A 22,412-nucleotide genomic window follows, 5' to 3' on the forward strand; every position below is an offset into this window, starting at 1 on the left:
GCTGTTTTTTGGGGGCGGTCCCCTTGTGGTCCCCCCGCCCCCGCCCCCCCCCCCCCCCCCCCCAACCCCCCCCCCCCCCCCCCCCCGGGGGGGCCCCCCCCCCCCCCCCCCCCCCCCCCACGACCGTTTTTGCCACTGTGGGCGCCGTGGCCGGTGAGCTAGAGGACGGCGGCGATCTCGGCTGCCGCCGCCGCACCGTAGGCGCCGGCGAGGCGTTCGAGCGCCTCGGTCCGATCGAAGGTCCATTCCTGCGTGCCCGTGGTCTCGAGGACGTGCACCGCGACCAGCGACCCGAGTTGCGCGGCACGTTCGACGCTCAGCCCGGCGCGGTGCGCGACGAGGAATCCGGCCCGGAAGGCGTCACCGACACCGGTGGGGTCCACCTTCTCGCGATCCGGGACGACGCCGACGTGCACCCAGTTGCCGTCGCGGTCGACGATGTTCGCGCCGTTGCCGCCGAGCGTGGTGACCCGCATACCGACCATGGCGCCGATCTCGTCTTCGGTCAGGCCGGTCTTCTGCTGGAGCAGTCCCCACTCGTATTCGTTGGTGAACAGGTACTCGGCGCCCTCGATGAGCTGCGCCGCCTGCTTGCCGTCGAGGCGGGCGAGCTGCTGGGACGGGTCCGCGACGAACGGGATGCCGAGCCGTCGGCACTCCTCGGTGTGGCGGATCATGGCATCGGGGTCGTTGGCACCGACGAGCACGAGGTCGACCCCGTGTTCTTTCACGATGTCGTCGAGGGAGATGTCGCGGGCCTCGGACATCGCGCCCGGGTAGAACGACGCGATCTGCGCCATGTCCTCGTCGGTGGTGCACACGAATCGTGCCGTGTGCGCGGTGTCGGACACGTGCACCGACGAGCAGTTCACTCCGTGCTTCTCGAGCCAGTCACGGTATTCGGCGAAGTCCGCGCCGACGGTGCCCACGAGCACCGGCGAACCGCCGAGCACGCCCATTGCGAAGGCGATGTTGCCGCCGACACCGCCTCGTCGCACGACGAGGTCGTCCACCAGGAAGCTCAGCGAGATGTGGGCGAGCTGGTCGGCGAGCAACTGCTCGGCGAATCGGCCGGGGAAGCGCATGAGGTGATCGGTGGCAATGGAGCCGGTCACAGCGATGGTCACGTGGCTGAACCTTTCCGCAGGAATCGGGGCGATGAGGCACTCGGGGACGAGCGCGTAGCGCCCTCACGGTACCCGGAGATGCGAGAGGGCCCCGGTGCTCTCGCACCGGGGCCCTCTCGAAACCGACTCAGTTGAAGGAGTCGCCGCACGCGCACGAACCCGTGGCGTTCGGGTTGTCGATCGTGAAGCCCTGCTTCTCGATGGTGTCGACGAAGTCGATCGACGCGCCTTCGACGTACGGAGCGCTCATACGGTCCACAGAAAGCTTGACGCCGCCGAAGTCCACGGTCAGGTCGCCGTCGAGGCTGCGGTCGTCGAAGAACAGCTGGTACCGGAGACCCGCGCAGCCGCCGGGCTGCACGGCGATACGCAGTGCGAGGTCGTCACGGCCCTCCTGATCGAGAAGTGCCTTCGCCTTGGAGGCGGCGGCCTCGGTCAGGACGACGCCGTGAGTGGCGGTTTCTTGCTGCACAGTCATGGGCGCTCCCTGTTGTTCGTGTCGGACCAGTGGTTCTGTCGGACCCGGATGACTCAACGGTACCGCGCCCGGATGTATTCCTCTCGCACGAGCCGCCCGAGAAGGTGATAGTGCATCCTGATTTACCCGTTCTCGCGAATATCCCATAGATTGGAAGGGTGAAGTTGCTACGCCGCGGCGGTTCCGACGAGTCCGCCGACCACGAGGTTCCCGTGCCCGAGGCCCTGCCCGACGGGGAGGCTGTCGCCGCCACCCCGAAGGTCACCACCGGCAAGGGCCGCCCCACCCCCAAGCGTCGCGATGCCGAAGGCCGCCGGCGCGGCCCGGTGGCGCCCGCTCCGATGACCGCGAAGGAAGCACGCGAGCGACGCAAAGCCGCGCGCAAGTCGCAGTCGAAGGACCAGCGCAAAGCCGCCGCAGCCGAGCGCCGCGCAGCCGCTTCCGAGCGCCGCAACCGGATGCTCGCGGGCGAGGAGAAGTTCCTGCTTCCCCGCGACCGCGGTCCCGAGCGTGCCTACGTCCGCGACCTCGTCGACAGCCGGCGCAACCTCGTCGGCCTGTTCATGCCGCTGGCGTTGGTGCTGATCATGTCGATGTTCCTCGGCCCTGTAGTGCAGCAGTACGTCACGCTGGCGATGTTCCTGTTGATGCTGCTCATGGTCATCGAGGGCATCTACCTGGGCCGACTCGTGAACCGGAAGGTTCGCGAACGCTACCCCGACTCCGCCCAGGGCGGGTTCGGGCTGGGCTGGTACGCGTTCGTGCGTGCATCGCAGATCAGGAAACTGCGCGCGCCGCTCCCCCGCGTCAAGCCCGGCGACGCCGTCTAGAGGTCTTCGCCCCCTCGGCACACATCGTGGCTTCCGGCCGCGGCCTGCTCGTCCTCGGACGGGCGGAGCCGCGGCTGCGGCGTTTCTGGGGCCGGTGTTTCGGGGACCGGTGTTTCTCCGGGCCGGAACGCGTTGGTCCGCCACCACGCCCTGCCGGCCCACCGGGGTCTGGCGGGCGGGAGGAGACGCCCGAGTTCGGGCGCTGCCGCGAGGCCGAGAAGGAAGACGATGATCACAATGATGTCCGTCATATCGCCAGCCTGCTTCGAATGATCAGGGTCCAAAAGTGGCAGGAAAGACATCTATCCTCGAATTTCTGCCACCGGGCGAATTGATAGCGTCATCGGTGATTCCCCACGCGAGAGGTGACCTGTGACCAGCACCCCCGGCTCCCCCGCCGATATCGAGTTCCCCCAGTTGACCGCACCGGACAGGGAGGTGCGTCTCCTCGCCGAGGAACGACAGCGGGACCTGACGAAGCCGGCCGGTTCGCTCGGCAGGCTCGAGGAACTCGGTTGCTGGGTCGCCGCGTGCCAGGGCGAAGTCCCGCCGCACCCGTTCCGGCGACCCCGCGTCGTCGTGTTCGCCGGTGACCACGGAGTCGCGCGCAACGGTGTCTCCGCGTATCCGCCCGAGGTGACAGCACAGATGGTCGCCAACCTCGCCGCCGGTGGCGCAGCGGTGAACGTGCTGGCCGCCGCAGCCGGGGCCGGTGTCCGCGTCGTCGACATGGCCGTGGACGGCGACACCCCTGGAGAGGTCTCCGCATTCAAGATCCGGCGGTCGAGCGGCAGCATCGACCGCGAGGACGCTCTCACCCACGACGAGACCGTGCGCGCCGTCGAGGCGGGCCGCGCACTCGCCGATCGTGAAGTCGACGAAGGCGCCGATCTGCTCATCGCCGGCGACATGGGCATCGGCAACACCACCCCTGCCACCGTTCTCATCGCCACGCTCACCAGCACCGAGCCCGTCGCGGCCGTCGGCCGCGGTACCGGTGTCGACGACGCCGGGTGGATGCGCAAGGTCACCGCCATCCGCGACGCCATGCGGCGTGCCCGTCCGCACACCCGGGATCCGCTGGCACTCCTGCGCACCGCGGGTGGCGCCGATTTCGCCGCGATGGCCGGTTACCTGTCGCAGGCTGCGGTGCGGCGCACACCGGTCATCCTCGACGGCGTGGTCGTGACCGCTGCGGCGATGGTGGCCGAGGAACTGACTCCGGGCGCGGCACGGTGGTGGGTCGCCGGTCACCGGTCCGCCGAACCGGCGCACACCATCGCGTTGCGCCATCTCCGGCTCGAGCCGCTCCTGGACCTGAACATGCGGTTGGGTGAAGGGTCCGGAGCCGTGACCGCCCTTCCTGTTCTGCAGGGCGCCGTCGAGATCCTGGCGAACATGGCGACCTTCTCCGAGGCCGGAGTGAGCACCCGCGACGAGGCCCCCACCAAGACCCTCGGCTGATGATGCGCCGGTGGATCGAGGGCGTGTCCTTGGCCCTCTCCTGGCTCACCGTTCTCCCGGTGCGCGGACCGCATGACATCGACAAGGCGGTCGCCGGCCGGGCGATCTCCGCCGCGCCCGTCGCCGGTGTCGTGCTGGGCGTCGCGGCAGCAGCGGTGTCCTGGCTCGCGTGCATCGCAGGTGCGCCGGTCTTCGCCGCGGGCCTGCTCGGTGTAGGTGTGCTCGCCGTCGGAACCCGCGGGATGCACGTCGACGGCCTGAGCGACACCGCCGACGGACTCGGATGTTACGGACCGCCCGAACGTGCCCGCGAAGTCATGCACAGTGGCGGCGCGGGTCCGTTCGGCGTCGTTGCGCTGATCGTCGTACTGGGCATCCAGGCGACGGCGTTCGGCGCGCTCGCGGACGACGGCGGATGGGTAGCCATCGTCGTCGCGGTGGTCGCGGGCCGGGTCGCGGTGGTTCTCGCGTGCCGGCGGGGCATCCCCGCTGCTCCGGGTAGCCGATTCGGCAGCCTCGTCGCCGACACACAGGGCCCGGTGCCGATCGCGCTCTGGACGGTCGCGGTGATCGCCGCCGCCGTCCTCGCCACACCTGCGGTGCCGTGGCTCGGACCGGTGGCCGTTCTCGTGACACTGCTGCTGACGGTGCTGTTCGTGCAGCACTGCGCCCGCCGATTCGGCGGACTCAACGGCGACGTGCTCGGTGCGGCGCTGGAGGGCACGGTCGCGGCCGTCGCTCTGGTAGCTGCGATCGCGCTCTGACGAGCAACTCCCCCGACCGAAAAACAGCCCGACCCGAACAGAAAGGCCGCGACCGTCGGTACGGTCGCGGCCTTTTCTTACTGCAGATCTATGCGTGCAGCGTCGTCATCCAGCCGTGCGTGTCGGCGAAGGTTCCGCGCTGGATGCCGGTCAGCGTGTCGCGCAGCGCCATCGTGATGGGACCGGGCTCTCCGTCACCGATGGTGAACTCGCCGTGCTTGTCCTTGATCCGGCCGACCGGGGTGATGACGGCCGCGGTTCCACACGCGAACACCTCGGTGATCTCACCGCTCGCGGCCTTCTCACGCCACTCGTCGGTGCTGATCCGCTGCTCGTCCACGACCAGTCCGGAATCCTTGGCGAGGGTCAGCAGCGAGTCGCGGGTGATGCCGGGCAGCAACGATCCGGACAGTTCCGGGGTGACGAGGCGTGCATCCGCGCCGGACCCGTACACGAAGTACAGGTTCATCCCGCCCATCTCCTCGACGTACTTGCGCTCGATCGCGTCGAGCCACACGACCTGGTCGCAACCCTGCTCGGCGGCGTGCGCCTGTGCGACGAGCGAGGCCGCATAGTTGCCGGCGAACTTCGCGGCGCCGGTGCCACCGGGCGAGGCGCGCACGTATTCACGCGAGAGCCACACGCTCACCGGCCGCACGCCGCGCGGGAAGTACGCGCCCGCGGGAGAGGCGATGAGGAGGTACCGGTATTCCTTGGCGGGGCGCACGCCGAGCGCAGGCTCGGTCGCGAACATGAAGGGCCGCAGGTACAGCGACTCCTCGCCGCCCGCCGCGGGAACCCACTCGTGGTCGATGTCGAGCAGTTCGCGCACCGACTTCTCGAACAACTCCGGCGGCAGGTACGGCATGGCCAGGCGCTCGGCGGACCGGTTCATCCGTGCCGCGTTGGCGGACACCCGGAACGACTTGATGCTGCCGTCCGCCTGCCGGTACGCCTTGAGTCCTTCGAAGATCGCCTGCCCGTAGTGCAGAACCATCGCCGCCGGGTCGATCTGGATCGGGGCGTACGGCTCGACCTTCGCGTCGTGCCAGCCGACACCTTCGGTGTAGGTGATCGACACCATGTGATCGGTGAAGTACTGGCCGAAACCGGGCTCGGACAGAATCTCCTGTCGTCGCTCCGCGGTGCTCGGGGAGGGATGCGGGACGCGGACGAAATCGAGGACACCTGTCATGAACGACAATCCTAACAATCAGCCGGAGGGAACCTACTTGGTGTGGTCTTCCACGAACGGCGGGCTGACGATTTCGGCCCGCAACGACCGGCCTCGCACGTCCACGGTGACCTCGTCTCCGGCCGCAATTCCCGGCGCGGTGTCGAGCAGCGCGAGGGCGATCCCGACCTTGAGCGTGGGCGAGAAGGTCCCGGACGTGGTCTCCCCGATCGGTTGCCCGTCGTGCGAGACCGTCAGGCCCTGCCGCAGCACGCCTCGGTCGAGGGCGCGGAGCCCCCACAGCCGTCGTGCAGGTCCGGCTTCCTTCTCTGCGACGAGGGCGTCGCGGCCCCAGAACTGCGGCTTCTTCCATCCGACGGCCCATCCCACCCGGGCCTGCACGGGCGTGATGTCGAGGGACAGTTCGTGGCCGTGCAACGCGTAGCCCATCTCCGTGCGCAGCGTGTCGCGGGCGCCGAGGCCCGCAACCTGTCCACCGGCGGCGCGGACCGATTCGGTGAGCGCCCGGAACAGGATTTCCGCGTCGCCCCATCGCGGCAGCACCTCGTAACCGCGTTCACCGGTGTATCCGCTGCGGCACACCCGTACCGGCCTGCCCTGATAGTCCGCGTCCACGAAGCCCATGTATTCGATGTCGGTCGGCAACCCGAGGCCGGCGAGTACGTCCTCGGACCGCGGTCCCTGCACGGCGAACACCGCGTAGTCGCGATGCTGGTCCGTCACGCTCACACCGTCCGGCGCCGCGGCGACGAGTGCTGCGACGACGGCAGCGGTGTTCGCGGCGTTGGGGACGAGGAACAGTTCTTCGTCGGAGACGTAGTAGACGATGAGATCGTCTGTGACGCCGCCGGTTTCCGTGCAGCACAGCGTGTACTGCGCCTTGCCGGGGCCGATCTTGGCAAGATCGTTGGTGAGCGCGGCATTCACGAACTCGGCGGCACCCGGACCGGTCACCAGGGCCTTGCCCAGGTGGCTGACATCGAACAGTCCCACGGCCTCGCGGACCGCGGTGTGCTCGGCCACCGTCCCGGCATACGACACGGGCATCTCCCACCCACCGAACGGCGCGAAGGTGGCGCCGAGTTCGACATGGACGGCATGGATGGGCCCCTGCTGGAGTTCCTCGTCACTCATGGCGCCGACGCTATCCCACCGCTGCCACCGTCCGGTGGGTGGTCACTAGCATCGAGGCATCACCCCCGCTTCCTAGGAGTTGCCTGTGAGCACACCGACCCCCGTACTTCCCGAACTCGCACTCGCCGGTTCGGTATCCAAGCGAGCCGAGGTGCTCGTCATCGGACTCACCTCGTCCGACAACGGCGCCGAGATCCTCTTCGGTGACGGCCCCGTCGACGAGTCGCTGCTCGGAGAACTGCTCGACACGCTGCAGGCGGTAGGCGCCACGGGCCGCAGCGAAGAACTCACCCGGGTGCCCGCACCTGCGGGCCTGCCCGTCGCGAGCGTTCTCGCCGTCGGTCTCGGAGCAGCGGACCGCATCGACGCCGAGCAGGTGCGACGCTCCGCCGGTGCGGCCGCCCGAGCGCTGACCGGCGTGGAGACGGTCGCAACCACGTTGTCGTCGGTCGATCTCGGTGCTGCCGCGGAGGGTTTCGCGCTCGGCTCCTACACGTTCACCGAGTTCCGCTCGGCGAAGTCCGCCCCGAAGGACGACGCGCGCCACGCCACCCGGATCGAACTGCTCGTCCCGTCCGTGCGCGACCGCGCGGCGAAGGCGACCCTCGCCCGCGCCACCGCGATCGCCGAGGCCGTGGCGACCGCCCGCGAGTTCGTCAACACCCCGCCGAGCCACCTCTACCCGGCCGAGTTCGCCGCACGCGCGAAGGCGCTCGGTGAAGCCGCCGGACTCAAGGTCGAGGTGCTCGACGAGAAGGCCCTCGAGAAGCAGGGTTTCGGCGGGATCGTCGGCGTCGGCAAGGGGTCCTCGCGTCCGCCGCGCCTGGTGCGGTTGTCGTACTCCGCGAAGAAGCGCAAGGCGCCGAAGATCGCCCTCGTGGGCAAGGGCGTCACGTTCGACACCGGTGGCATCTCCATCAAGCCCGCCGCCGGCATGGAAGCGATGACCTCCGACATGGCCGGTGCCGCCGCGGTTGTCGCCACCGTGGTGCTCGCCGCGAAACTCGGTGTAGCCGCAGATGTCGTCGCTACCGTCCCGATGGCCGAGAACATGCCGTCTTCGACCGCGCAGCGCCCCGGCGACGTGCTGACTCAGTACGGCGGAACCACCGTCGAGGTCATCAACACCGACGCCGAGGGTCGCCTGATCCTCGCCGACGCGATCGTGCGTGCGTGCGAGGACGGACCCGACTACCTCATCGACACCGCGACGCTCACCGGCGCCCAGATGGTCGCCCTGGGTAACCGCACCCCCGGCGTGATGGGCACCGAGGAGTTCCGCGACCGGGTCGCGGCACTGTCCCAGGAGGTCGGGGAGAACGGCTGGCCGATGCCGTTGCCGGCAGAACTGCGCGGCGACCTCGAATCGCGGGTCGCGGATCTCGCGAACGTCACTCCGCACCGGTGGGGCGGGATGCTCGCCGCCGGGCTGTTCCTGAAGGAGTTCGTCGCCGAGGGCGTGCAGTGGGCTCACATCGACGTGGCCGGTCCGGCGTTCAACACCGGCGGTCCCTTCGGGTACGTCGGAAAGGGCGGAACCGGGGTGCCGGTGCGCACGATGATCACCGTCATCGAGGACATCGCCGAACGCGGCTGACCCGCACCGGGCGCGCCCTGCTCCCCGCGGCACCATCCGCGAAGAGCCGGGCGCGCACCGTCCGAGGGGTGGGACCGCCTCCCCCTCCTCGAACGCTTCCAGGCGATGAGTGCAAGGATGGATACGGCCATGCCTCGCTTGGGCAGCGGTCCGTCTACCCCTGAAGCACCCGCACGAGTCCCCGGCCTCGAGCACAATGGTGACGACCACACAATGGTTGTCGACCACGAGTCGGTACAACTCAACACACACGAACACAACCGTCGAGGAGTCAACAGACATGGCCTTCTCCGTCCAGATGCCAGCGCTTGGTGAAAGCGTCACCGAGGGAACTGTCACGCGATGGCTCAAGCAGGAAGGAGACACGGTCGATGTCGACGAGCCCTTGCTCGAAGTCTCCACTGACAAGGTCGACACCGAGATCCCCTCGCCCGCAGCAGGCGTCCTGGTCAAGATCGTCGCTCAGGAAGACGACACGGTCGAGATCGGCGGCGAACTCGCTGTGATCGGTGACGCCGGCGAGTCCGCCGACGACGCCGCACCTGCAGAAGAGTCCGCCGAAGAACAGCCCGCCGAAGAACCGGCAGCAGAGGAAGCTCCCGCGGAGTCTGCCCCGGCGAAGTCCGGTGGCAGCGGCGAAGGCACCCCCGTCACCATGCCCGCACTGGGCGAGTCCGTCACCGAAGGCACCGTCACCCGGTGGCTCAAGGCTGTCGGCGACGAAGTGGCGGTCGACGAACCCCTCCTCGAGGTCTCCACCGACAAGGTCGACACCGAGATCCCCTCGCCCGTCGCCGGCATCCTCACCGAGATCACCGCGCAGGAAGACGAGACCGTCGAGGTCGGTGGACAGCTCGCCGTCATCGGCTCCGAGGCTCCCGCCGAGAAGCCCGCGGACGAGCCTTCCTCTGCACCGGCAGCCGAGGCTCCGTCAGAGGAGGCTGCGCCCGAGCCGAAGCAGTCCGAGCAGTCTGCCCCGGCGAAGTCCGGTGGCAGCGGCGAAGGCACCCCCGTCACCATGCCCGCACTGGGCGAGTCCGTCACCGAAGGCACCGTCACCCGGTGGCTCAAGGCTGTCGGCGACGAAGTGGCGGTCGACGAACCCCTCCTCGAGGTCTCCACCGACAAGGTCGACACCGAGATCCCCTCGCCCGTCGCCGGCATCCTCACCGAGATCACCGCGCAGGAAGACGAGACCGTCGAGGTCGGTGGACAGCTCGCCGTCATCGGCTCCGAGGCTCCCGCCGAGAAGCCTGCCGAGCCCGAGGTGAAGCCCGCTCCCAAGCAGGAAGAGCCCAAGCAGGAAGCTCCCAAGGAGACTCCAAAGCCGGCCGAGAAGCCCGCGGAGAGCAAGCCTGCCCCCGCTCCGAAGGCAGAACAGGCTGCGACGGCCCCGGCGCCGCAGGCAGTGGCCTCGTCGACCTCGTCCAACGGATCCAGCCCGTACGTCACTCCCCTCGTGCGCAAGCTCGCCGCGGAGCACGGCGTCGACCTGGCCAGTGTCAAGGGCACCGGTGTCGGTGGCCGCATCCGCAAGCAGGACGTGCTGGCCGCAGCCGAGGCCAAGAAGGCACCCGCTGCCCAGCAGAAGGCTCCCGCCAAGGCGGCCGCTCCGTCCGGTGCCGCACCGGGCGTGCGTCCCGAACTGGCAGATCTGCGCGGAACCACGCAGAAGGTCAACCGGATCCGTCAGATCACGGCCAAGAAGACCGTCGAGTCGCTGCAGACCACCGCACAGCTCACGCAGACGTTCGAGGTCGACATGACCAAGATCGCGCAGCTGCGGGCGCAGGCGAAGAAGTCGTTCGCCGAGCGTGAAGGCGTGAACCTGACCTTCCTGCCGTTCTTCGCGAAGGCAGTCGTCGAGGCACTTCGGGCCCACCCGAACGTCAACGCCTCGTTCGACGAAGGCAAGAAGGAGATCACGTACCACGCGGCCGAGCACCTCGGTATCGCCGTGGACACCGAGCAGGGCCTGCTCTCCCCCGTGATCCACAACGCCGGCGACCTGTCACTGGCCGGGCTGGCACGGGCCATCGCCGACCTCGCCAAGCGCACGCGCGGCGGCGGGCTCAAGCCCGACGAGCTGGCCGGCGGAACGTTCACGATCACCAACATCGGAAGCCAGGGCGCCTTGTTCGACACCCCGATTCTGGTGCCGCCGCAGGCCGCGATGCTGGGCACGGGCGCGATCGTCAAGCGCCCGGTCGTGGTGACCGACGAGACCGGCAACGAGTCGATCGGCGTCCGGTCGATGTGCTACCTGCCACTCACCTACGATCACCGGCTCATCGACGGCGCCGACGCCGGTCGTTTCCTGACGACGATCAAGCATCGTCTCGAGGAAGCCGCGTTCGAGGCCGACCTCGGCCTGTGACGGCCTGAAGGTCACAGCCGCGCTCCACGGAAGCGGGGGTTCCGCGTCACGACGGAACCCCCGCTTTCTGCTGTCCGGCACCGGTACAGGCCGCTCCGCCCGAACCCGACCGGCGTAAGGTCCGAAGACATGAGCAACGCCACCGCGTCCGCCCGTTCCGACATCTCACCGGTCTCCGTGGTGCACCTCGGCACGATCGGTTACGTCGAGGCATGGGAGCGGCAGCGTGAGATTCTCAACGCGCGCGCCGACGGCACCTGCTCCGATACCTTGCTGCTGCTCGAACATCCGCCCGTCTACACGGCCGGTAGGCGCACCGAGGACTGCGACCGTCCCAGCGACGGCACCCCCGTCATCGACGTCGACCGGGGCGGAAAGATCACCTGGCACGGCCCGGGCCAGCTCGTCGGGTATCCGATCGTCAAACTCGCCGAACCCATCGACGTCGTCGGGTACGTCCGGCGGATCGAACAGGCGCTCATCACCGTGTGCACCGACCTGGGTCTGACCTGCGGGCGCATCGACGGCAGGTCCGGCGTGTGGCTGCCCGCGGAACTGCGCGACGGCCGGTGGTTGCCCGAACGGAAGATCGCCGCGATCGGTATCCGCGTGCAGCGCGGCGTCACGATGCACGGCTTCTCCCTCAACTGCAATTCCGCGCTCGACGCGTTCGACTCGATCGTGCCGTGCGGGATCCGCGACGCCGGTGTCGCCTCGCTGACGGGTGAACTCGGCCGGGAGATCACGATCGACGACGTCACACCGGTCGTGACCGAGGCTGTGCTCGGGGCGCTCGACGGACGTATCCCCGTCACCGCCGCGGAGATCGACCGGGTCACGTTCGAGGAGGCCGTCGCCGCGTCCGAAGGTTCTTCGACCGCCCCGGAATTCACCACTCTGAGGTTCTGACCTGCCGCGCTCCCCGACCGGGTCCCGGCGCGAGCGCGGGCGTACGATCGAGGACGTGACTGTGGCCCCAGAAGGACGCAAACTGCTCCGGATCGAGACCCGAAACGCGCAGACGCCGATCGAACGTAAACCGAACTGGATCAAGACCCGGGCGAAGATGGGCCCGGAGTACACCGAACTCAAAGGGCTCGTACGACGCGAGGGCCTGCACACGGTCTGCGAAGAGGCCGGGTGCCCCAACATCTACGAATGCTGGGAAGACCGTGAGGCGACGTTCCTGATCGGTGGTGAACAGTGCACGCGCCGCTGCGACTTCTGCCAGATCGACACCGGCAAGCCCGCGGCGCTCGACCGTGACGAACCGCGCCGTGTCGCCGAATCCGTTCAGGTGATGGGCCTGCGCTACTCGACGATCACCGGTGTCGCCCGCGACGACCTGCCCGACGGCGGCGCGTGGCTGTACGCCGAAACCGTGCGGCAGATCCACGAACTGAACCCCGGCACCGGTGTCGAGAACCTCATTCCCGACTTCAACGGCAAGCCCGAACTCCTGCGCGAGGTGTTCGAGTCCCGTCCGGAGGTGCTCGCCCACAACGTCGAGACGGTGCCGCGGATCTTCAAGCGGATCCGCCCGGCCTTCCGCTACCAGCGGTCGCTCGACGTGATCACCGCCGCCCGCGAATTCGGTCTGGTCACCAAGTCCAACCTGATCCTGGGTATGGGCGAGACCCCCGAAGAGGTCACCCAGGCGCTGCACGACCTCCACGACGCCGGGTGCGACATCATCACCATCACCCAGTACCTTCGTCCGTCGCCGCGGCACCATCCCGTGGAGCGGTGGGTCAAGCCCGAGGAGTTCGTCGAGCACTCCGACACCGCCCGTGCCATCGGCTTCGCCGGTGTGATGGCCGGACCGCTGGTGCGCTCGTCGTACCGCGCGGGTCGTCTGTACGCGCAGGCGATGGCGCATCACGGCCGCGAACTTCCCGCAGCCCAGGCGCATCTCGCCGAGGAAGGCACCGCCTCCCAGGAAGCCGGTTCGGTCCTGGCCCGATTCGGTAGCTGACACTCCGTAACAGCGACGCTGTGTGATCGGCCCCGGTGGTGGCGAATACGCCTCTGCCGGGGCCGTATCCTTGGGGGTATGGCCAAGGGCAGTAGCAGCGACAAGGAAGCGAAGGCTGCGGCGAAAGCCGCAAAGAAGCAGGCGTCGAAGGAGCGTCGCGGCCAGTTGTGGCAGGCGTTCCAAATTCAGCGCAAGGAAGACAAGCTTCTCCTTCCGTGGATGATCGGGGCGCTCGTCGCCTCGATCGTGGTGTTCTTCCTCATCGGTTTGATCTTCGGGCTCCAGTGGTTCCTGTTGCCCATCGGCATCCTCGTCGGCGTGCTTCTCGCCTTCATCATCTTCGGACGCCGTGTCCAGAAGACGGTGTACACGAAGGCCGACGGACAGGCCGGCGCAGCAGCGTGGGCTCTCGACAATCTTCAGGGCGCCTGGCGCGTCACCCAGGCCGTTGCGGGCACCACGCAGCTCGACGCGGTCCACCGCGTGATCGGCCGTCCGGGCGTCATCCTCGTCGGTGAGGGCAACGCCGGCCGCGTCCGCGGGCTGATGGCGCAGGAGAAGAAGCGCGTCTCCCGCCTCGTCGGCGACACCCCGATCTACGAGGTGGTCGTGGGCAACGAGGAGGGCCAGGTCAAGCTGTCGCAGCTGCAGAAGCACCTGTCGAAGCTGCCCCGCAACATCGACAACAAGCGTATGGACACCATCGAGGGCCGGCTGTCGGCGCTCAGCACCAAGAAGACCGGACCGGCCATGCCGAAGGGTCCGCTGCCCGCCGGAGCGAAGATGCGCAGCGTGCAGCGCACGATCCGCCGCCGCTGACCCTCGGTCCCGAACGACCCCTCACCCCGAGACGACCGCCTCCGATTCACGACGTGAATCGGAGGCGGTCGTCGTTGTACGACTGGGTGCGCCCAGCGGACGCAGACGACGGAAGCGACTAGCGGGCGCTGACGATCGCGGTTCCGGTCGCGCGGTCGTGCATGCCACGGCCGTCGACATCGGTAACGGTCGCGGGGACGACGAACACGATGAGCACCTGACGTGCGAGCGCCCGGACGATGCCGACCCGAGCGGGCGCATCCACCCGGATGACCCGCACCCCTGCGATGAACTGGCCGGGAGTGAACGAGAACAGCGTGACGCTCACGACACCGACCACGAACCAGATGATCAACGTGTATCCCGAGAGCCGCGAGCTCTCGAGCGGGTTCTCCCCGACCAGGCTCGCCGCGATCGCCAGCGACAGGAACCAGTCGAGCGACAGAGCCAGCACACGCCGCGCCGTCGAAACGAGAGACCCGGGACCGTGCTGGGGAAGACCGAGCAGTTCGCCGGGGTACGCCTGCTCTTGTTGCTGCCCCTTCGGGAGCGCCGCAGAAGGTCCGGAAAGCCAACTGCCCGTCATTCGTGCCATACGTCCAGGATAGGCTGGTCGCTGCGGATCACCACGATCCCATGTACCGGCGGTGACTTCTACCACGTTTCTGCCCTCATAGCGGGGGCAATGCGAGGCGTAACACCGCCGAAACATAGGTTTGATGGGCGGGCAACACCAGGTCCATACCGTCTGATCCGACGCAGGCGCCCCACCACCATGGCGCGCACCGACTGAAGGAGCACAAGCGTGGCGTTCACCACGGCCGAAGAGGTCATCAAGTACATCGCGGACGAAAACGTCGAGTACGTGGATATCCGATTCACCGACCTGCCCGGCATCGAGCAGCACTTCTCGATCCCGGCGAAGGCGTTCAATCAGGACGTCTTCGAGGACGGCCTGGCGTTCGACGGCTCGTCCGTGCGTGGCTTCCAGTCCATCCACGAGTCGGACATGCTCCTGCTCCCGGACGTGACCACCGCGCGCATCGACCCCTTCCGTGCAGCCAAGACCCTCAACGTCAGCTTCTTCGTCCACGACCCGTTCACCCGCGAGTCGTACTCCCGCGACCCTCGTAACGTCGCGCGGAAGGCCGAAGAGTACCTGATCAGCACCGGCATCGCCGACACGGCGTACTTCGGTGCCGAGGCCGAGTTCTACATCTTCGACTCCGTCTCCTACGACTCCAAGATGAACGGCTCGTTCTACGAGGTCGACTCGATCTCCGGAGCATGGAACACCGGCGTGGACTACAACGCCGACGGCACCCCGAACCGTGGCTACAAGGTTCGCCCGAAGGGCGGCTACTTCCCCGTCGCTCCGTACGACCACTACGTGGACCTGCGCGACGAGATCTCCACCAACCTGCAGCTCGCGGGCTTCGAGCTCGAGCGCGCCCACCACGAGGTCGGCACCGGCGGCCAGGCCGAGATCAACTACAAGTTCAACACGCTGCTCTCGGCAGCCGACGACCTGCAGCTGTTCAAGTACATCGTCAAGAACACGGCGTGGAAGAACGGCAAGACCGCCACCTTCATGCCGAAGCCGCTCTTCGGTGACAACGGCTCGGGCATGCACGTCCACCAGTCGCTGTGGAAGGACGGCAAGCCGCTGTTCCACGACGAGTCCGGCTACGCGGGCCTGTCCGACCTCGCCCGCTGGTACATCGGCGGCATCCTGCACCATGCGCCGTCGCTGCTCGCGTTCACCAACCCGACGATCAACTCGTACCACCGCCTGGTTCCGGGCTACGAGGCGCCGATCAACCTCGTCTACAGCCAGCGCAACCGTTCGGCTGCGGTCCGTATCCCGATCACGGGCAACAACCCGAAGGCCAAGCGTCTCGAGTTCCGCGCGCCCGACTCCTCGGGTAACCCGTACCTGAACTTCGCCGCGCAGATGATGGCCGGCCTGGACGGTATCAAGAAGAAGATCGAGCCGATGGCTCCGGTCGACAAGGACCTCTACGAGCTTCCGCCGGAGGAGGCCAAGAACATCCCGCAGGCTCCGACGTCGCTCAACGCGGTCATCGACCGCCTCGAGGCCGACCACGAGTACCTCACCGAGGGCGGCGTGTTCACCACCGACCTGATCGAGACCTGGATCTCGCTCAAGCGTGAGCAGGAGATCGCTCCGGTCAACCTGCGCCCGCACCCGTACGAGTTCCAGCTGTACTTCGACTGCTGAGTCCGTCGGTCGCCGGCTACCGAGCCTCTCTTCGCAAGAGGTTCGCCGTCCAAGGAACCGGTCCGCTCGCCCTCCTCGGGCGGGCGGACCGGTTTCGTTTCAGGACCACGGCTAGTGGAGGATTCGGTTCGGTCAGGCGGGGTCGCGGCGATCCACCACCAAACGGCCGTCTCGCACCACGACCATCACCTTGCTGATCGCATCGATATCCGAGGTCGGATCACCTTCCACGACAACGAGATCCGCGGACATGCCGGATGCGATGAGTCCGTAGTCGGTCACGCCCAGAACTCGCGCGGGTTCGACCGTCGCAGCGTGAAGGGCCTCCCGCGGGCTCATTCCGGCCTCCACCAACAGCTTCAACTCCCGGTGGACGCCTGCACCGAACCGAACACCCGGCCGGGCGGCATCGCTGCCGACGACCACGCGTCCGCCGGCGGCATGAAACTCACCCACCCTGGCCTGGAGCGCCGAGACGGCGCTGGGGACATCCCCTTCCGCCAGAGCAGCCTCCGACACCACCACGCCGGCGGTGATAGGCACGTCCGCCGCGAGGAGGCGGGCAAGCACATCGTCGGGCCACCCTCCGAGCAGGTCGCGAGATTCGATGTGTTCGAGGCCGTCCACACCCACCGAGAGCACGTCGTCGAGGTCCCGCAGCGTGCCCCAGTGCGCCGTCACCGGCAGTCCGTGCAGGTGCGCTTCCTCCACTATCGCTCGCAATGTGTCCAGCGGAAGCGGATCCAACGGCCTGTCCCCGGATCCGCGGTCCTGCACCACCTTGGTGACATCGACAGCATCCCCATCGAGTGCCAGTGCACGGACCATCGAACGTGCCTCCTGTGGACCGGAGGGAAGCCGGACCGTGTCGGAGTCGGCATCGGTACCGACGGTCGCGACGGGATGCCCACCCCGCGTGGTGAACAACGGGCCGGACATCACGATTCGTGGCCCCTCGAGCTCACCGCCGGCGACCTGGCTGCGCATGTCCGAGACCCAGCCGAGTTCGTCACCGAGGCTGCGCACCGTCGTGACACCGTGTTCCAGAGCCGACCGTCGATACCCGGGAGCGAACCGCACCGTCTCCAGGACGGCCTGCACCGTCGCACTCACCCCGGGCTCCTCCCCCACCTCCAGGTCCGGTGATCCGAGGTGGACGTGCATGTCGACGAGCCCGGGTGACACCGTGTATCCGCTGACGTCGACCACCGTTGCGCCCGCAGGAGGCGTCACCTCCCCCGCCCTACCGACGTCGGTGATCACTCCGTCACGGATCAACACGACCCCATCCGTGACGGACGTGAGGGAATCGCCGGTCAATACTGTTCCACCGACCAGCGCCAGGTCACCTGCGTGCTCTTGCACGCTCGGGCGGTACGACGTCGTCTCGAACCACACTGCGGCGCTCACGACGAGGACGCACGAGCCCAGTCCTGCAACCAGGACGACCCTCAGCGTCCGCCGCGATCTCCGACGCTTCGTCTCTGCGCGGCGCGCGCTCACGGGATCGGCCGCCAGAACTGCCTCGAACCCTGCTCTTTCACGACGAAGCCCTTCTTCATCAAGTCCGTGCGCAGATCGTCGGCATCCTCGGTGTCCTTCTCCCGCAGAGCCCGCTCCCGAGCCACCAGAATCGTGTTCACGGTCTCGGACAGCTCAGGGGTGCCGGGGATCCAGCGCTGGAACGTTCCGGCGTGCGGATCGTCGTCGTGCCAGGGATAGCCGTAACTGCGGAATGCCTGCTCGATCCTGCCCGCGTCGGCATCGATCTCCTCGCGGGCGAGTTCGCGGGTGGCATCGTCGGTGAGGACCAGTTGCTTCCCGTCGAGGAACACCGCCGCGATGTCGGTGCACGTGATCCGGCGGGTGTCCCCGTTCCGCTGGAGCGACACCTCATCCGGAGCGATGGTTACGCGTGTCGTGTCTCTGATGGTGTTCACGGCAAGCGCAGCGCCCAGCACGAGGCCGGCAACCACACCGAATGCGATACCCCACGTCTTGTCGATGGAGGCAAGCAACTGCAGCGGACCCTGGAACGGCACCCAGGGAAGGTTCTCCGCCCATTCCGCGACCCACGGCAAGCCGACGCCGATGCCCATACCGACGACCGGGGCAATGACGAGCAACGACACCGCGTCGCCGGTCGACAAACCCAGTCGTACCGGCGCCTCTTCACGGCGTCCTCCGGCTGTGCTGTCACCTATCGCCATGCCTGGCGCCCCCTCGAATCCGTCGACCCCGCAATCCGTCTCCTGCCGACGTGCCGGGGCACCCACCTGCCCTGCGCCGTCCAGCGACCGTCGACGTGTGTGAAATGTAGTGCCTTTTTCACCGCTCGGCCACGCACCGGCCGGACCTCGCGGCAGGCGATGGCCTCCCAGAATCGAAGTTTATCGAAACAGATTGTTGCCGTTCGTGATTCGATATGCCACGGCATGATCTACGGAGGTCGTGCTCGTCGCAGGGTGTCCATCGGTGCGTGGATCAGCGGCTCGCGACGCGCCGCAAATCGATCGCCCTTCGCCCGAAGGCTTGCTTCGGGCCGAGGACGGGTGCAGCCGGGCCGGCAGTCAGCCCTCCAGAGCCGAGGCGACGCCCGCCGCCATCGGGGTGGTGGGCCGCCCCGGCAACGTGCGCAGATCCTCGGTCACGTGGGCCGAGGCGCCCTGCGAGATCGCTACATCGGCATCGACGATCGACTCGACGGCATGCTCGGGCAGGTCTGCGTGCTGCAGGATCGCCCGGTACTGCTCGGCGGGGACATCGGCGTAGGTGATGGGCACGCCCGACTGTGCTGCTACCTCGGCGGCCAGTTCGGACAGGGTCCACGCGGTGTCGCCGGTGAGGTCGTAGATCTTTCCGGCCTGATCGTCACGTGTCAGGATGATCGCGGCTGCTTCGGCGAGGTCGGCACGGCTCGCCGACGCCATCCGGCCGTTGCCCGCGCTCCCGATGAGTGTGCCGTGTCCGACGGCATTGCCGATGGCGGCCGTGTGGTTCTCGGTGTACCAACCGTTGCGCAAGATGACAGCGGGCTGCCCGGAGGCAGCGATGGCCTGTTCGGTGGCGCGGTGCACGCGCGCCGACCCCATCGTGTTCGTGGGGGCGTGAGTGACCGACGTGTAGGCGAGAAGGCTCACACCGGCAGCGACTGCCGCGTCGATCACGTTCTGGTGCTGCTGGATTCGCTTGGCATCTGCCCTGCAGGCGACGACACCAACAAGACCTTGTCGGCGCCTGCAAAGGCAGCCGGAAGTGTCTCGGGCAGATCGTAGTCGGCTCGGCGGAACTCGACACCCGCAGCAGCGAAGTCCGCTGATCCGGAACAATCGCGGTCCGCAGCGACGATCCGGTCGTCCGGGACTCCTCGGTCGAGGAGGTAGTTGACGATCTGGCTTCCCAGCTGACCTGTAACTCCGATAACTACGATCATGAATAGGATCGATGAGCACGGACCGACGATCAGGCGAGTTGTGAACTCGGAGGTCGGGACCCTCGAACTGGACTGCGACATCCTCACCACTCAACGCCACGACCTGCGGATCATGATATTCACCACCGAACCCGGTAGTGAATCCGACAGCAAGCTCGCGCTCCTCGGAACGATCGGCCTTCAGAAAGTGTCGACCGAGTTCGCATAGCAGCGGAAGTTGCCTCATTCGCCGTCCAGGACTTCATCGCACCGACACGATCGATGGAGTCGGTGGGAAGACAGATGATCTGGTCACGGTGAACAGTCCGGTCCGGTGATTCGGTGGTCGCAACCACAACGGTTTCACGGCGTGTGTCGTCGGACCGCGGCGATTGCGCCGTGTGGACGATAGCCACTCCCCGACCGCGTATGCGTCTCGACTATTTCGAAGCCGGCGTCGACCAACTCTTGGGCGAGTGCGACTACCGGCCATCGATACGCGGTGGACACCGCGTGATCGAACGCCTCGACGGTTGGTCCTTCGAAGAATCCCACCAACAAACCTCCACCCGAACGGATTACCCGTGCGAACTCGGCGAGCGGAGTCCCGATGTCCTTCGGACTGTGGTGGATGAGCGAATACCACGACAGCACGCCTCCCAGCGTTCCGGGCGGTGGATCCAATGCTTCGTAACTGCCGACCTCGAACGACAGTCCCGGATGTTGCGCACGCGCGCGCTCGACGAATTCGGGAACCAGATCGACGCCGCTCACGGGCAGCCCGCGCTCGGCCAAGAAACTCGTCCACTGCCCCGGACCGCACCCGGCGTCGAGTACGGGACCTGCGACGGTCTCGGCCCAGCTAGCGATCAGCGCTCGGTCCGACGGATGCGCCGACGTCACAGAGCCGAACAGATCCGAGTACTCCCGGGATCTGGCCGAGTACGACTCGCGGACGGCCCAGGAGCGGGACTCTACGTTCTCCATACCGCCCATCATCAGTTATCGGATAGCGCATTTCCTTCCGGTACGTATCGGACCACACCTTCATGCGCAAGTCTTGCAATGCTTACTAGGATATTGCCATATGGTGCTCACTCCACCAGGCGTGAGGGGACTCCCGATGACCCGCAAGCTGACTTTTGCTATCTGTACGATTTCCGTAACCCACCTGCGTGGGAGCGTCCGTGGAGCGACCTCTACGCGGAAACGCTCGACGTGATCGCCTGGACGGAGACGGTCGGCTTCACCGGCGCATGGGTGCCGGAGCATCACGGCGCCGACGACGGCTATCAACCTTCACCGCTGTTGACGCTCGCGGCCATCGCGGCGCGCACCACGTCACTTCGGCTCGGGTCGGCAGTCGCACTCGCGCCACTCCACCATCCGGTGCGTTTTGCGCCCTCGGGCTCGGTTACCGACGTCGTGAGTACGACGCGCTCGGACTCGACTTCTCCACGCGTGGAAAGCGATTCGACGAGTTCCTTCAGATCGTCCTCGCCTTGTGGGCGGGGGAGACCGTGACTTTCGAGGGCAGACACTTCACCGTCGAGGACGCGAAGATCATGCCCCCGCCGACGCGCGGGCGGATCCCGCTCTACATCGGCGGTTTCGCAGACAAGGCACTCGAGCGAGTGGCCGAGTACGCCGACGGTTATTTCGGGAATGAAGAGTTCAGCGACCTCTACGCTGAAAAACTGAGGCAACGGGTAAAAAACCCGGCGGGCGCGGGGATCCGTATCCAGGGTTTGTTCTTCGTGGTGGCGAACGACCCGGAGAAGGCGATGGAGGAACTCGCGCCGTACTACCACTACATCAACAACAGTTACGGTGCCTGCTCGACGAGGACAAAGCCATCGGAATGAGCGACCCCGTGCTCGAAACCATGAGCCTGGAGCAATTCGAGCGCAGCGGAATCCTACAGATCGTCACGCCCGACCGCGCAGTGGACAAGTTCAGGAAAATGCAGGAACGCATGCCGTTCGAGCACTTCATGATGATGATGCCCGCAGGACTGCCGGCCGAAAGGTTCATGGAATACGCGGAACTGTTCGCAAACGAGGTGATCCCCGCGTTCCAGGGTGACACCCCCTGCTGAGTCCACGCCTACTGCGTCGTACTCCTCACGTGCGCGGCGTCCGGGGTCCGGACGGACGGGCCGTACGGCAAAGGATCCCGATCGCGCCGGCAACAACCGAAGGCGAAGACGGGCGACGCACCGCGCAGCACTCTCAGCGCCACCGAACCGGTCGTCTGGCGGACAGTGAGGGCGATGCACAAAGCGGTGTGGGATGCCGATCATCGCGGCGACCGACGACCTGGCACGCCTGATCGCCGTCTTCGACGCCTTCGCAGCCTTCCTTCGCGTCCACCCCGAGGAACCCATCGAGGTCGGGGCCGCCTCGCCCGCACTGCCACCCGCGCCCCATAGCGAGCACTGACCCGACGATCACTCGCGAAGGCAGGCGACGGATCGGCCGAAATCACGACTCATTCCAGAAAAGTGCGTCATAGTGGGGTGGTGCCCACCTCCAGGGAAGCAGCACAGCAGTTGCGCGCAGCAGGTCTCCGCGTAACGCGCCAGCGAGTCGCTGTCCTCGACGCCGCCGGTACACACCCGCACGCCGACGCCGAGACGATCTTCGACACGGTGCGCACCGCGCTTCCCGGCATTTCTCGCCAGACCGTCTACGACGTACTCCACGCGATGACGTCACGGGGGATGCTCCGGCGGATCGAGCCGTCGGGATCCCATGCGCGGTACGAGGCCCGCGTCGGCGACAACCATCACCATCTCGTCTGCCGGGCGTGCGGAGTCATTGCAGACGTGAACAGCGCGACCGGTGACACACCCTGTCTCACCGGGTACGACGACGGCGATTTCGCCGTTGACGAAACCGAGGTCGTCTTCTGGGGTCTGTGCCCCGGCTGCTCCTCATCGGCAGCTTCGCGACCACAGCCCTGAATCTGTCCGATCCACCCAGATCCGGAAGGAACC

Annotated in this window: 24 protein-coding genes and 1 pseudogene; 14 read left to right on the forward strand and 11 right to left on the reverse strand. The window is 67.2% G+C overall.

Annotated elements, in window-relative coordinates; genetic code table 11:
* Positions 1–158 precede the first annotated feature (158 nt).
* Together AC0B44_RS17820 and AC0B44_RS17825 are read right to left on the reverse strand one after the other, a co-directional pair.
* Entirely contained in the window at positions 159–1,127 is a 969-nt protein-coding gene (locus tag AC0B44_RS17820; RefSeq protein ID WP_471904152.1) for a carbohydrate kinase family protein, read from the reverse strand.
* A 127-nt stretch (positions 1,128–1,254) separates the two neighbouring features.
* The gene (locus AC0B44_RS17825; RefSeq protein WP_072699147.1) at positions 1,255–1,605 is read right to left on the reverse strand and encodes an iron-sulfur cluster assembly accessory protein; all 351 of its coding nucleotides are present in this window, start codon (positions 1,603–1,605) and stop codon (positions 1,255–1,257) included.
* A gap of 158 nt (positions 1,606–1,763) precedes the next feature.
* On the opposite strand from AC0B44_RS17825, the gene AC0B44_RS17830 reads away from it, so the two are divergent.
* The gene (locus AC0B44_RS17830; RefSeq protein WP_471904153.1) at positions 1,764–2,435 is read left to right on the forward strand and encodes a DUF3043 domain-containing protein; all 672 of its coding nucleotides are present in this window, start codon (positions 1,764–1,766) and stop codon (positions 2,433–2,435) included.
* Here AC0B44_RS17830 and AC0B44_RS17835 read toward each other — a convergent pair.
* On the reverse strand, positions 2,432–2,686 hold the full coding sequence (locus AC0B44_RS17835) for a hypothetical protein (RefSeq protein WP_471904154.1): 255 nt from the start codon (positions 2,684–2,686) through the stop codon (positions 2,432–2,434). The two genes, AC0B44_RS17830 and AC0B44_RS17835, sit on opposite strands and share 4 nt — an antisense overlap.
* Positions 2,687–2,807: 121 nt before the next feature.
* Here AC0B44_RS17835 and cobT point away from each other — a divergent pair, with 121 nt between their 5' ends.
* The gene (cobT, locus tag AC0B44_RS17840; RefSeq protein ID WP_471904155.1) at positions 2,808–3,899 is read left to right on the forward strand and encodes a nicotinate-nucleotide--dimethylbenzimidazole phosphoribosyltransferase; all 1,092 of its coding nucleotides are present in this window, start codon (positions 2,808–2,810) and stop codon (positions 3,897–3,899) included.
* Complete coding sequence (locus tag AC0B44_RS17845; protein ID WP_471904156.1) at positions 3,899–4,663, forward strand: adenosylcobinamide-GDP ribazoletransferase; 765 nt, start codon at positions 3,899–3,901, stop codon at positions 4,661–4,663. The genes cobT and AC0B44_RS17845 overlap by 1 nt, the downstream gene beginning before the upstream one ends.
* Positions 4,664–4,751: 88 nt before the next feature.
* On the opposite strand, the gene AC0B44_RS17850 is transcribed toward AC0B44_RS17845, so the two are convergent.
* Both AC0B44_RS17850 and gcvT read right to left on the reverse strand, forming a co-directional pair.
* Positions 4,752–5,858 carry a branched-chain amino acid aminotransferase gene (locus AC0B44_RS17850; RefSeq protein ID WP_471904157.1) on the reverse strand — a complete coding sequence of 369 codons (1,107 nt, stop codon included), beginning with the start codon at positions 5,856–5,858 and terminating at the stop codon, positions 4,752–4,754.
* 33 nt (positions 5,859–5,891) lie between these two features.
* Positions 5,892–6,992, reverse strand: coding sequence for a glycine cleavage system aminomethyltransferase GcvT (gene gcvT, locus AC0B44_RS17855; RefSeq protein ID WP_471904158.1), 1,101 nt, complete (start codon positions 6,990–6,992; stop codon positions 5,892–5,894).
* Positions 6,993–7,077: 85 nt separating this feature from the next.
* On the opposite strand from gcvT, the gene AC0B44_RS17860 reads away from it, so the two are divergent.
* The 5 genes from AC0B44_RS17860 to AC0B44_RS17880 all read left to right on the forward strand — a co-directional run bounded on the left by AC0B44_RS17860 (position 7,078) and on the right by AC0B44_RS17880 (position 13,760).
* On the forward strand, positions 7,078–8,589 hold the full coding sequence (locus AC0B44_RS17860) for a leucyl aminopeptidase (RefSeq protein WP_471904159.1): 1,512 nt from the start codon (positions 7,078–7,080) through the stop codon (positions 8,587–8,589).
* Between the two features lie 280 nt (positions 8,590–8,869).
* Positions 8,870–10,966, forward strand: coding sequence for a 2-oxoglutarate dehydrogenase, E2 component, dihydrolipoamide succinyltransferase (sucB, locus tag AC0B44_RS17865; protein WP_471904160.1), 2,097 nt, complete (start codon positions 8,870–8,872; stop codon positions 10,964–10,966).
* Positions 10,967–11,095: 129 nt separating this feature from the next.
* Positions 11,096–11,875, forward strand: a complete 780-nt coding sequence (gene lipB / locus AC0B44_RS17870; protein ID WP_471904161.1) for a lipoyl(octanoyl) transferase LipB — start codon at positions 11,096–11,098, stop codon at positions 11,873–11,875.
* A gap of 55 nt (positions 11,876–11,930) precedes the next feature.
* Positions 11,931–12,941, forward strand: a complete 1,011-nt coding sequence (gene lipA / locus AC0B44_RS17875; protein ID WP_471904162.1) for a lipoyl synthase — start codon at positions 11,931–11,933, stop codon at positions 12,939–12,941.
* A gap of 78 nt (positions 12,942–13,019) precedes the next feature.
* Positions 13,020–13,760 carry a DUF4191 domain-containing protein gene (locus tag AC0B44_RS17880; RefSeq protein WP_471904163.1) on the forward strand — a complete coding sequence of 247 codons (741 nt, stop codon included), beginning with the start codon at positions 13,020–13,022 and terminating at the stop codon, positions 13,758–13,760.
* Between the two features lie 118 nt (positions 13,761–13,878).
* On the opposite strand, the gene AC0B44_RS17885 is transcribed toward AC0B44_RS17880, so the two are convergent.
* The gene (locus AC0B44_RS17885; protein ID WP_471904164.1) at positions 13,879–14,355 is read right to left on the reverse strand and encodes an RDD family protein; all 477 of its coding nucleotides are present in this window, start codon (positions 14,353–14,355) and stop codon (positions 13,879–13,881) included.
* A gap of 210 nt (positions 14,356–14,565) precedes the next feature.
* On the opposite strand from AC0B44_RS17885, the gene glnA reads away from it, so the two are divergent.
* Positions 14,566–16,002 carry a type I glutamate--ammonia ligase gene (gene glnA / locus AC0B44_RS17890; protein ID WP_471904165.1) on the forward strand — a complete coding sequence of 479 codons (1,437 nt, stop codon included), beginning with the start codon at positions 14,566–14,568 and terminating at the stop codon, positions 16,000–16,002.
* Positions 16,003–16,134: 132 nt separating this feature from the next.
* On the opposite strand, the gene AC0B44_RS17895 is transcribed toward glnA, so the two are convergent.
* From AC0B44_RS17895 to AC0B44_RS17910, 4 genes are all read right to left on the reverse strand, one after another.
* Complete coding sequence (locus tag AC0B44_RS17895; protein ID WP_471904166.1) at positions 16,135–17,412, reverse strand: amidohydrolase family protein; 1,278 nt, start codon at positions 17,410–17,412, stop codon at positions 16,135–16,137.
* 89 nt (positions 17,413–17,501) lie between these two features.
* The gene (locus tag AC0B44_RS17900) at positions 17,502–18,212 is read right to left on the reverse strand and encodes a YqeB family protein (protein WP_471904167.1); all 711 of its coding nucleotides are present in this window, start codon (positions 18,210–18,212) and stop codon (positions 17,502–17,504) included.
* Positions 18,213–18,572: 360 nt separating this feature from the next.
* Positions 18,573–19,169 (reverse strand): Rossmann-fold NAD(P)-binding domain-containing protein, encoded by a 597-nt coding sequence (locus tag AC0B44_RS17905; RefSeq protein ID WP_471904168.1) that lies wholly within the window; start codon positions 19,167–19,169, stop codon positions 18,573–18,575.
* Positions 19,166–19,435, reverse strand: a complete 270-nt coding sequence (locus tag AC0B44_RS17910) for an NmrA family NAD(P)-binding protein (RefSeq protein ID WP_471904169.1) — start codon at positions 19,433–19,435, stop codon at positions 19,166–19,168. Before AC0B44_RS17910 ends, AC0B44_RS17905 begins: the two co-directional genes overlap by 4 nt.
* Here AC0B44_RS17910 and AC0B44_RS17915 point away from each other — a divergent pair.
* Positions 19,434–19,643 carry an MmyB family transcriptional regulator gene (locus AC0B44_RS17915; protein WP_471904170.1) on the forward strand — a complete coding sequence of 70 codons (210 nt, stop codon included), beginning with the start codon at positions 19,434–19,436 and terminating at the stop codon, positions 19,641–19,643. The genes AC0B44_RS17910 and AC0B44_RS17915 overlap by 2 nt on opposite strands.
* A gap of 134 nt (positions 19,644–19,777) precedes the next feature.
* On the opposite strand, the gene AC0B44_RS17920 is transcribed toward AC0B44_RS17915, so the two are convergent.
* The gene (locus AC0B44_RS17920) at positions 19,778–20,401 is read right to left on the reverse strand and encodes a class I SAM-dependent methyltransferase (protein ID WP_471904171.1); all 624 of its coding nucleotides are present in this window, start codon (positions 20,399–20,401) and stop codon (positions 19,778–19,780) included.
* A gap of 78 nt (positions 20,402–20,479) precedes the next feature.
* Here AC0B44_RS17920 and AC0B44_RS17925 point away from each other — a divergent pair.
* The 4 genes and pseudogenes from AC0B44_RS17925 (at position 20,480) to AC0B44_RS17940 (ending at position 22,379) form a co-directional block, all read left to right on the forward strand.
* Positions 20,480–21,279 (forward strand): annotated as a pseudogene (locus tag AC0B44_RS17925) (LLM class flavin-dependent oxidoreductase).
* Positions 21,276–21,512, forward strand: coding sequence for a hypothetical protein (locus AC0B44_RS17930; protein WP_471904172.1), 237 nt, complete (start codon positions 21,276–21,278; stop codon positions 21,510–21,512). The pseudogene AC0B44_RS17925 and the gene AC0B44_RS17930 overlap by 4 nt, the downstream one beginning before the upstream one ends.
* Positions 21,513–21,705: 193 nt before the next feature.
* Positions 21,706–21,855 (forward strand): hypothetical protein, encoded by a 150-nt coding sequence (locus AC0B44_RS17935; protein ID WP_471904173.1) that lies wholly within the window; start codon positions 21,706–21,708, stop codon positions 21,853–21,855.
* A gap of 80 nt (positions 21,856–21,935) precedes the next feature.
* Positions 21,936–22,379: a transcriptional repressor gene (locus tag AC0B44_RS17940; RefSeq protein ID WP_169620224.1), complete on the forward strand. Its 444-nt coding sequence runs from the start codon at positions 21,936–21,938 to the stop codon at positions 22,377–22,379.
* Positions 22,380–22,412: the final 33 nt, after the last annotated feature.

This window comes from Rhodococcus sp. NPDC019050, from assembly GCF_055664235.1.

Coding starts and splice junctions, on each gene's coding strand:
- AC0B44_RS17825 (WP_072699147.1), bottom strand. CDS start 1,605: ATGACTGTGCAGCAAGAAACCGCCACTCACGGCGTCGTCCTGACCGAG.
- AC0B44_RS17835 (WP_471904154.1), bottom strand. CDS start 2,686: ATGACGGACATCATTGTGATCATCGTCTTCCTTCTCGGCCTCGCGGCA.
- AC0B44_RS17845 (WP_471904156.1), top strand. CDS start 3,899: ATGATGCGCCGGTGGATCGAGGGCGTGTCCTTGGCCCTCTCCTGGCTC.
- AC0B44_RS17850 (WP_471904157.1), bottom strand. CDS start 5,858: ATGACAGGTGTCCTCGATTTCGTCCGCGTCCCGCATCCCTCCCCGAGC.
- gcvT (WP_471904158.1), bottom strand. CDS start 6,992: ATGAGTGACGAGGAACTCCAGCAGGGGCCCATCCATGCCGTCCATGTC.
- sucB (WP_471904160.1), top strand. CDS start 8,870: ATGGCCTTCTCCGTCCAGATGCCAGCGCTTGGTGAAAGCGTCACCGAG.
- lipB (WP_471904161.1), top strand. CDS start 11,096: ATGAGCAACGCCACCGCGTCCGCCCGTTCCGACATCTCACCGGTCTCC.
- AC0B44_RS17880 (WP_471904163.1), top strand. CDS start 13,020: ATGGCCAAGGGCAGTAGCAGCGACAAGGAAGCGAAGGCTGCGGCGAAA.
- AC0B44_RS17885 (WP_471904164.1), bottom strand. CDS start 14,355: ATGGCACGAATGACGGGCAGTTGGCTTTCCGGACCTTCTGCGGCGCTC.
- AC0B44_RS17900 (WP_471904167.1), bottom strand. CDS start 18,212: ATGGCGATAGGTGACAGCACAGCCGGAGGACGCCGTGAAGAGGCGCCG.
- AC0B44_RS17915 (WP_471904170.1), top strand. CDS start 19,434: ATGAATAGGATCGATGAGCACGGACCGACGATCAGGCGAGTTGTGAAC.
- AC0B44_RS17910 (WP_471904169.1), bottom strand. CDS start 19,435: ATGATCGTAGTTATCGGAGTTACAGGTCAGCTGGGAAGCCAGATCGTC.
- AC0B44_RS17920 (WP_471904171.1), bottom strand. CDS start 20,401: ATGGAGAACGTAGAGTCCCGCTCCTGGGCCGTCCGCGAGTCGTACTCG.
- AC0B44_RS17930 (WP_471904172.1), top strand. CDS start 21,276: ATGAGCGACCCCGTGCTCGAAACCATGAGCCTGGAGCAATTCGAGCGC.
- AC0B44_RS17935 (WP_471904173.1), top strand. CDS start 21,706: ATGCCGATCATCGCGGCGACCGACGACCTGGCACGCCTGATCGCCGTC.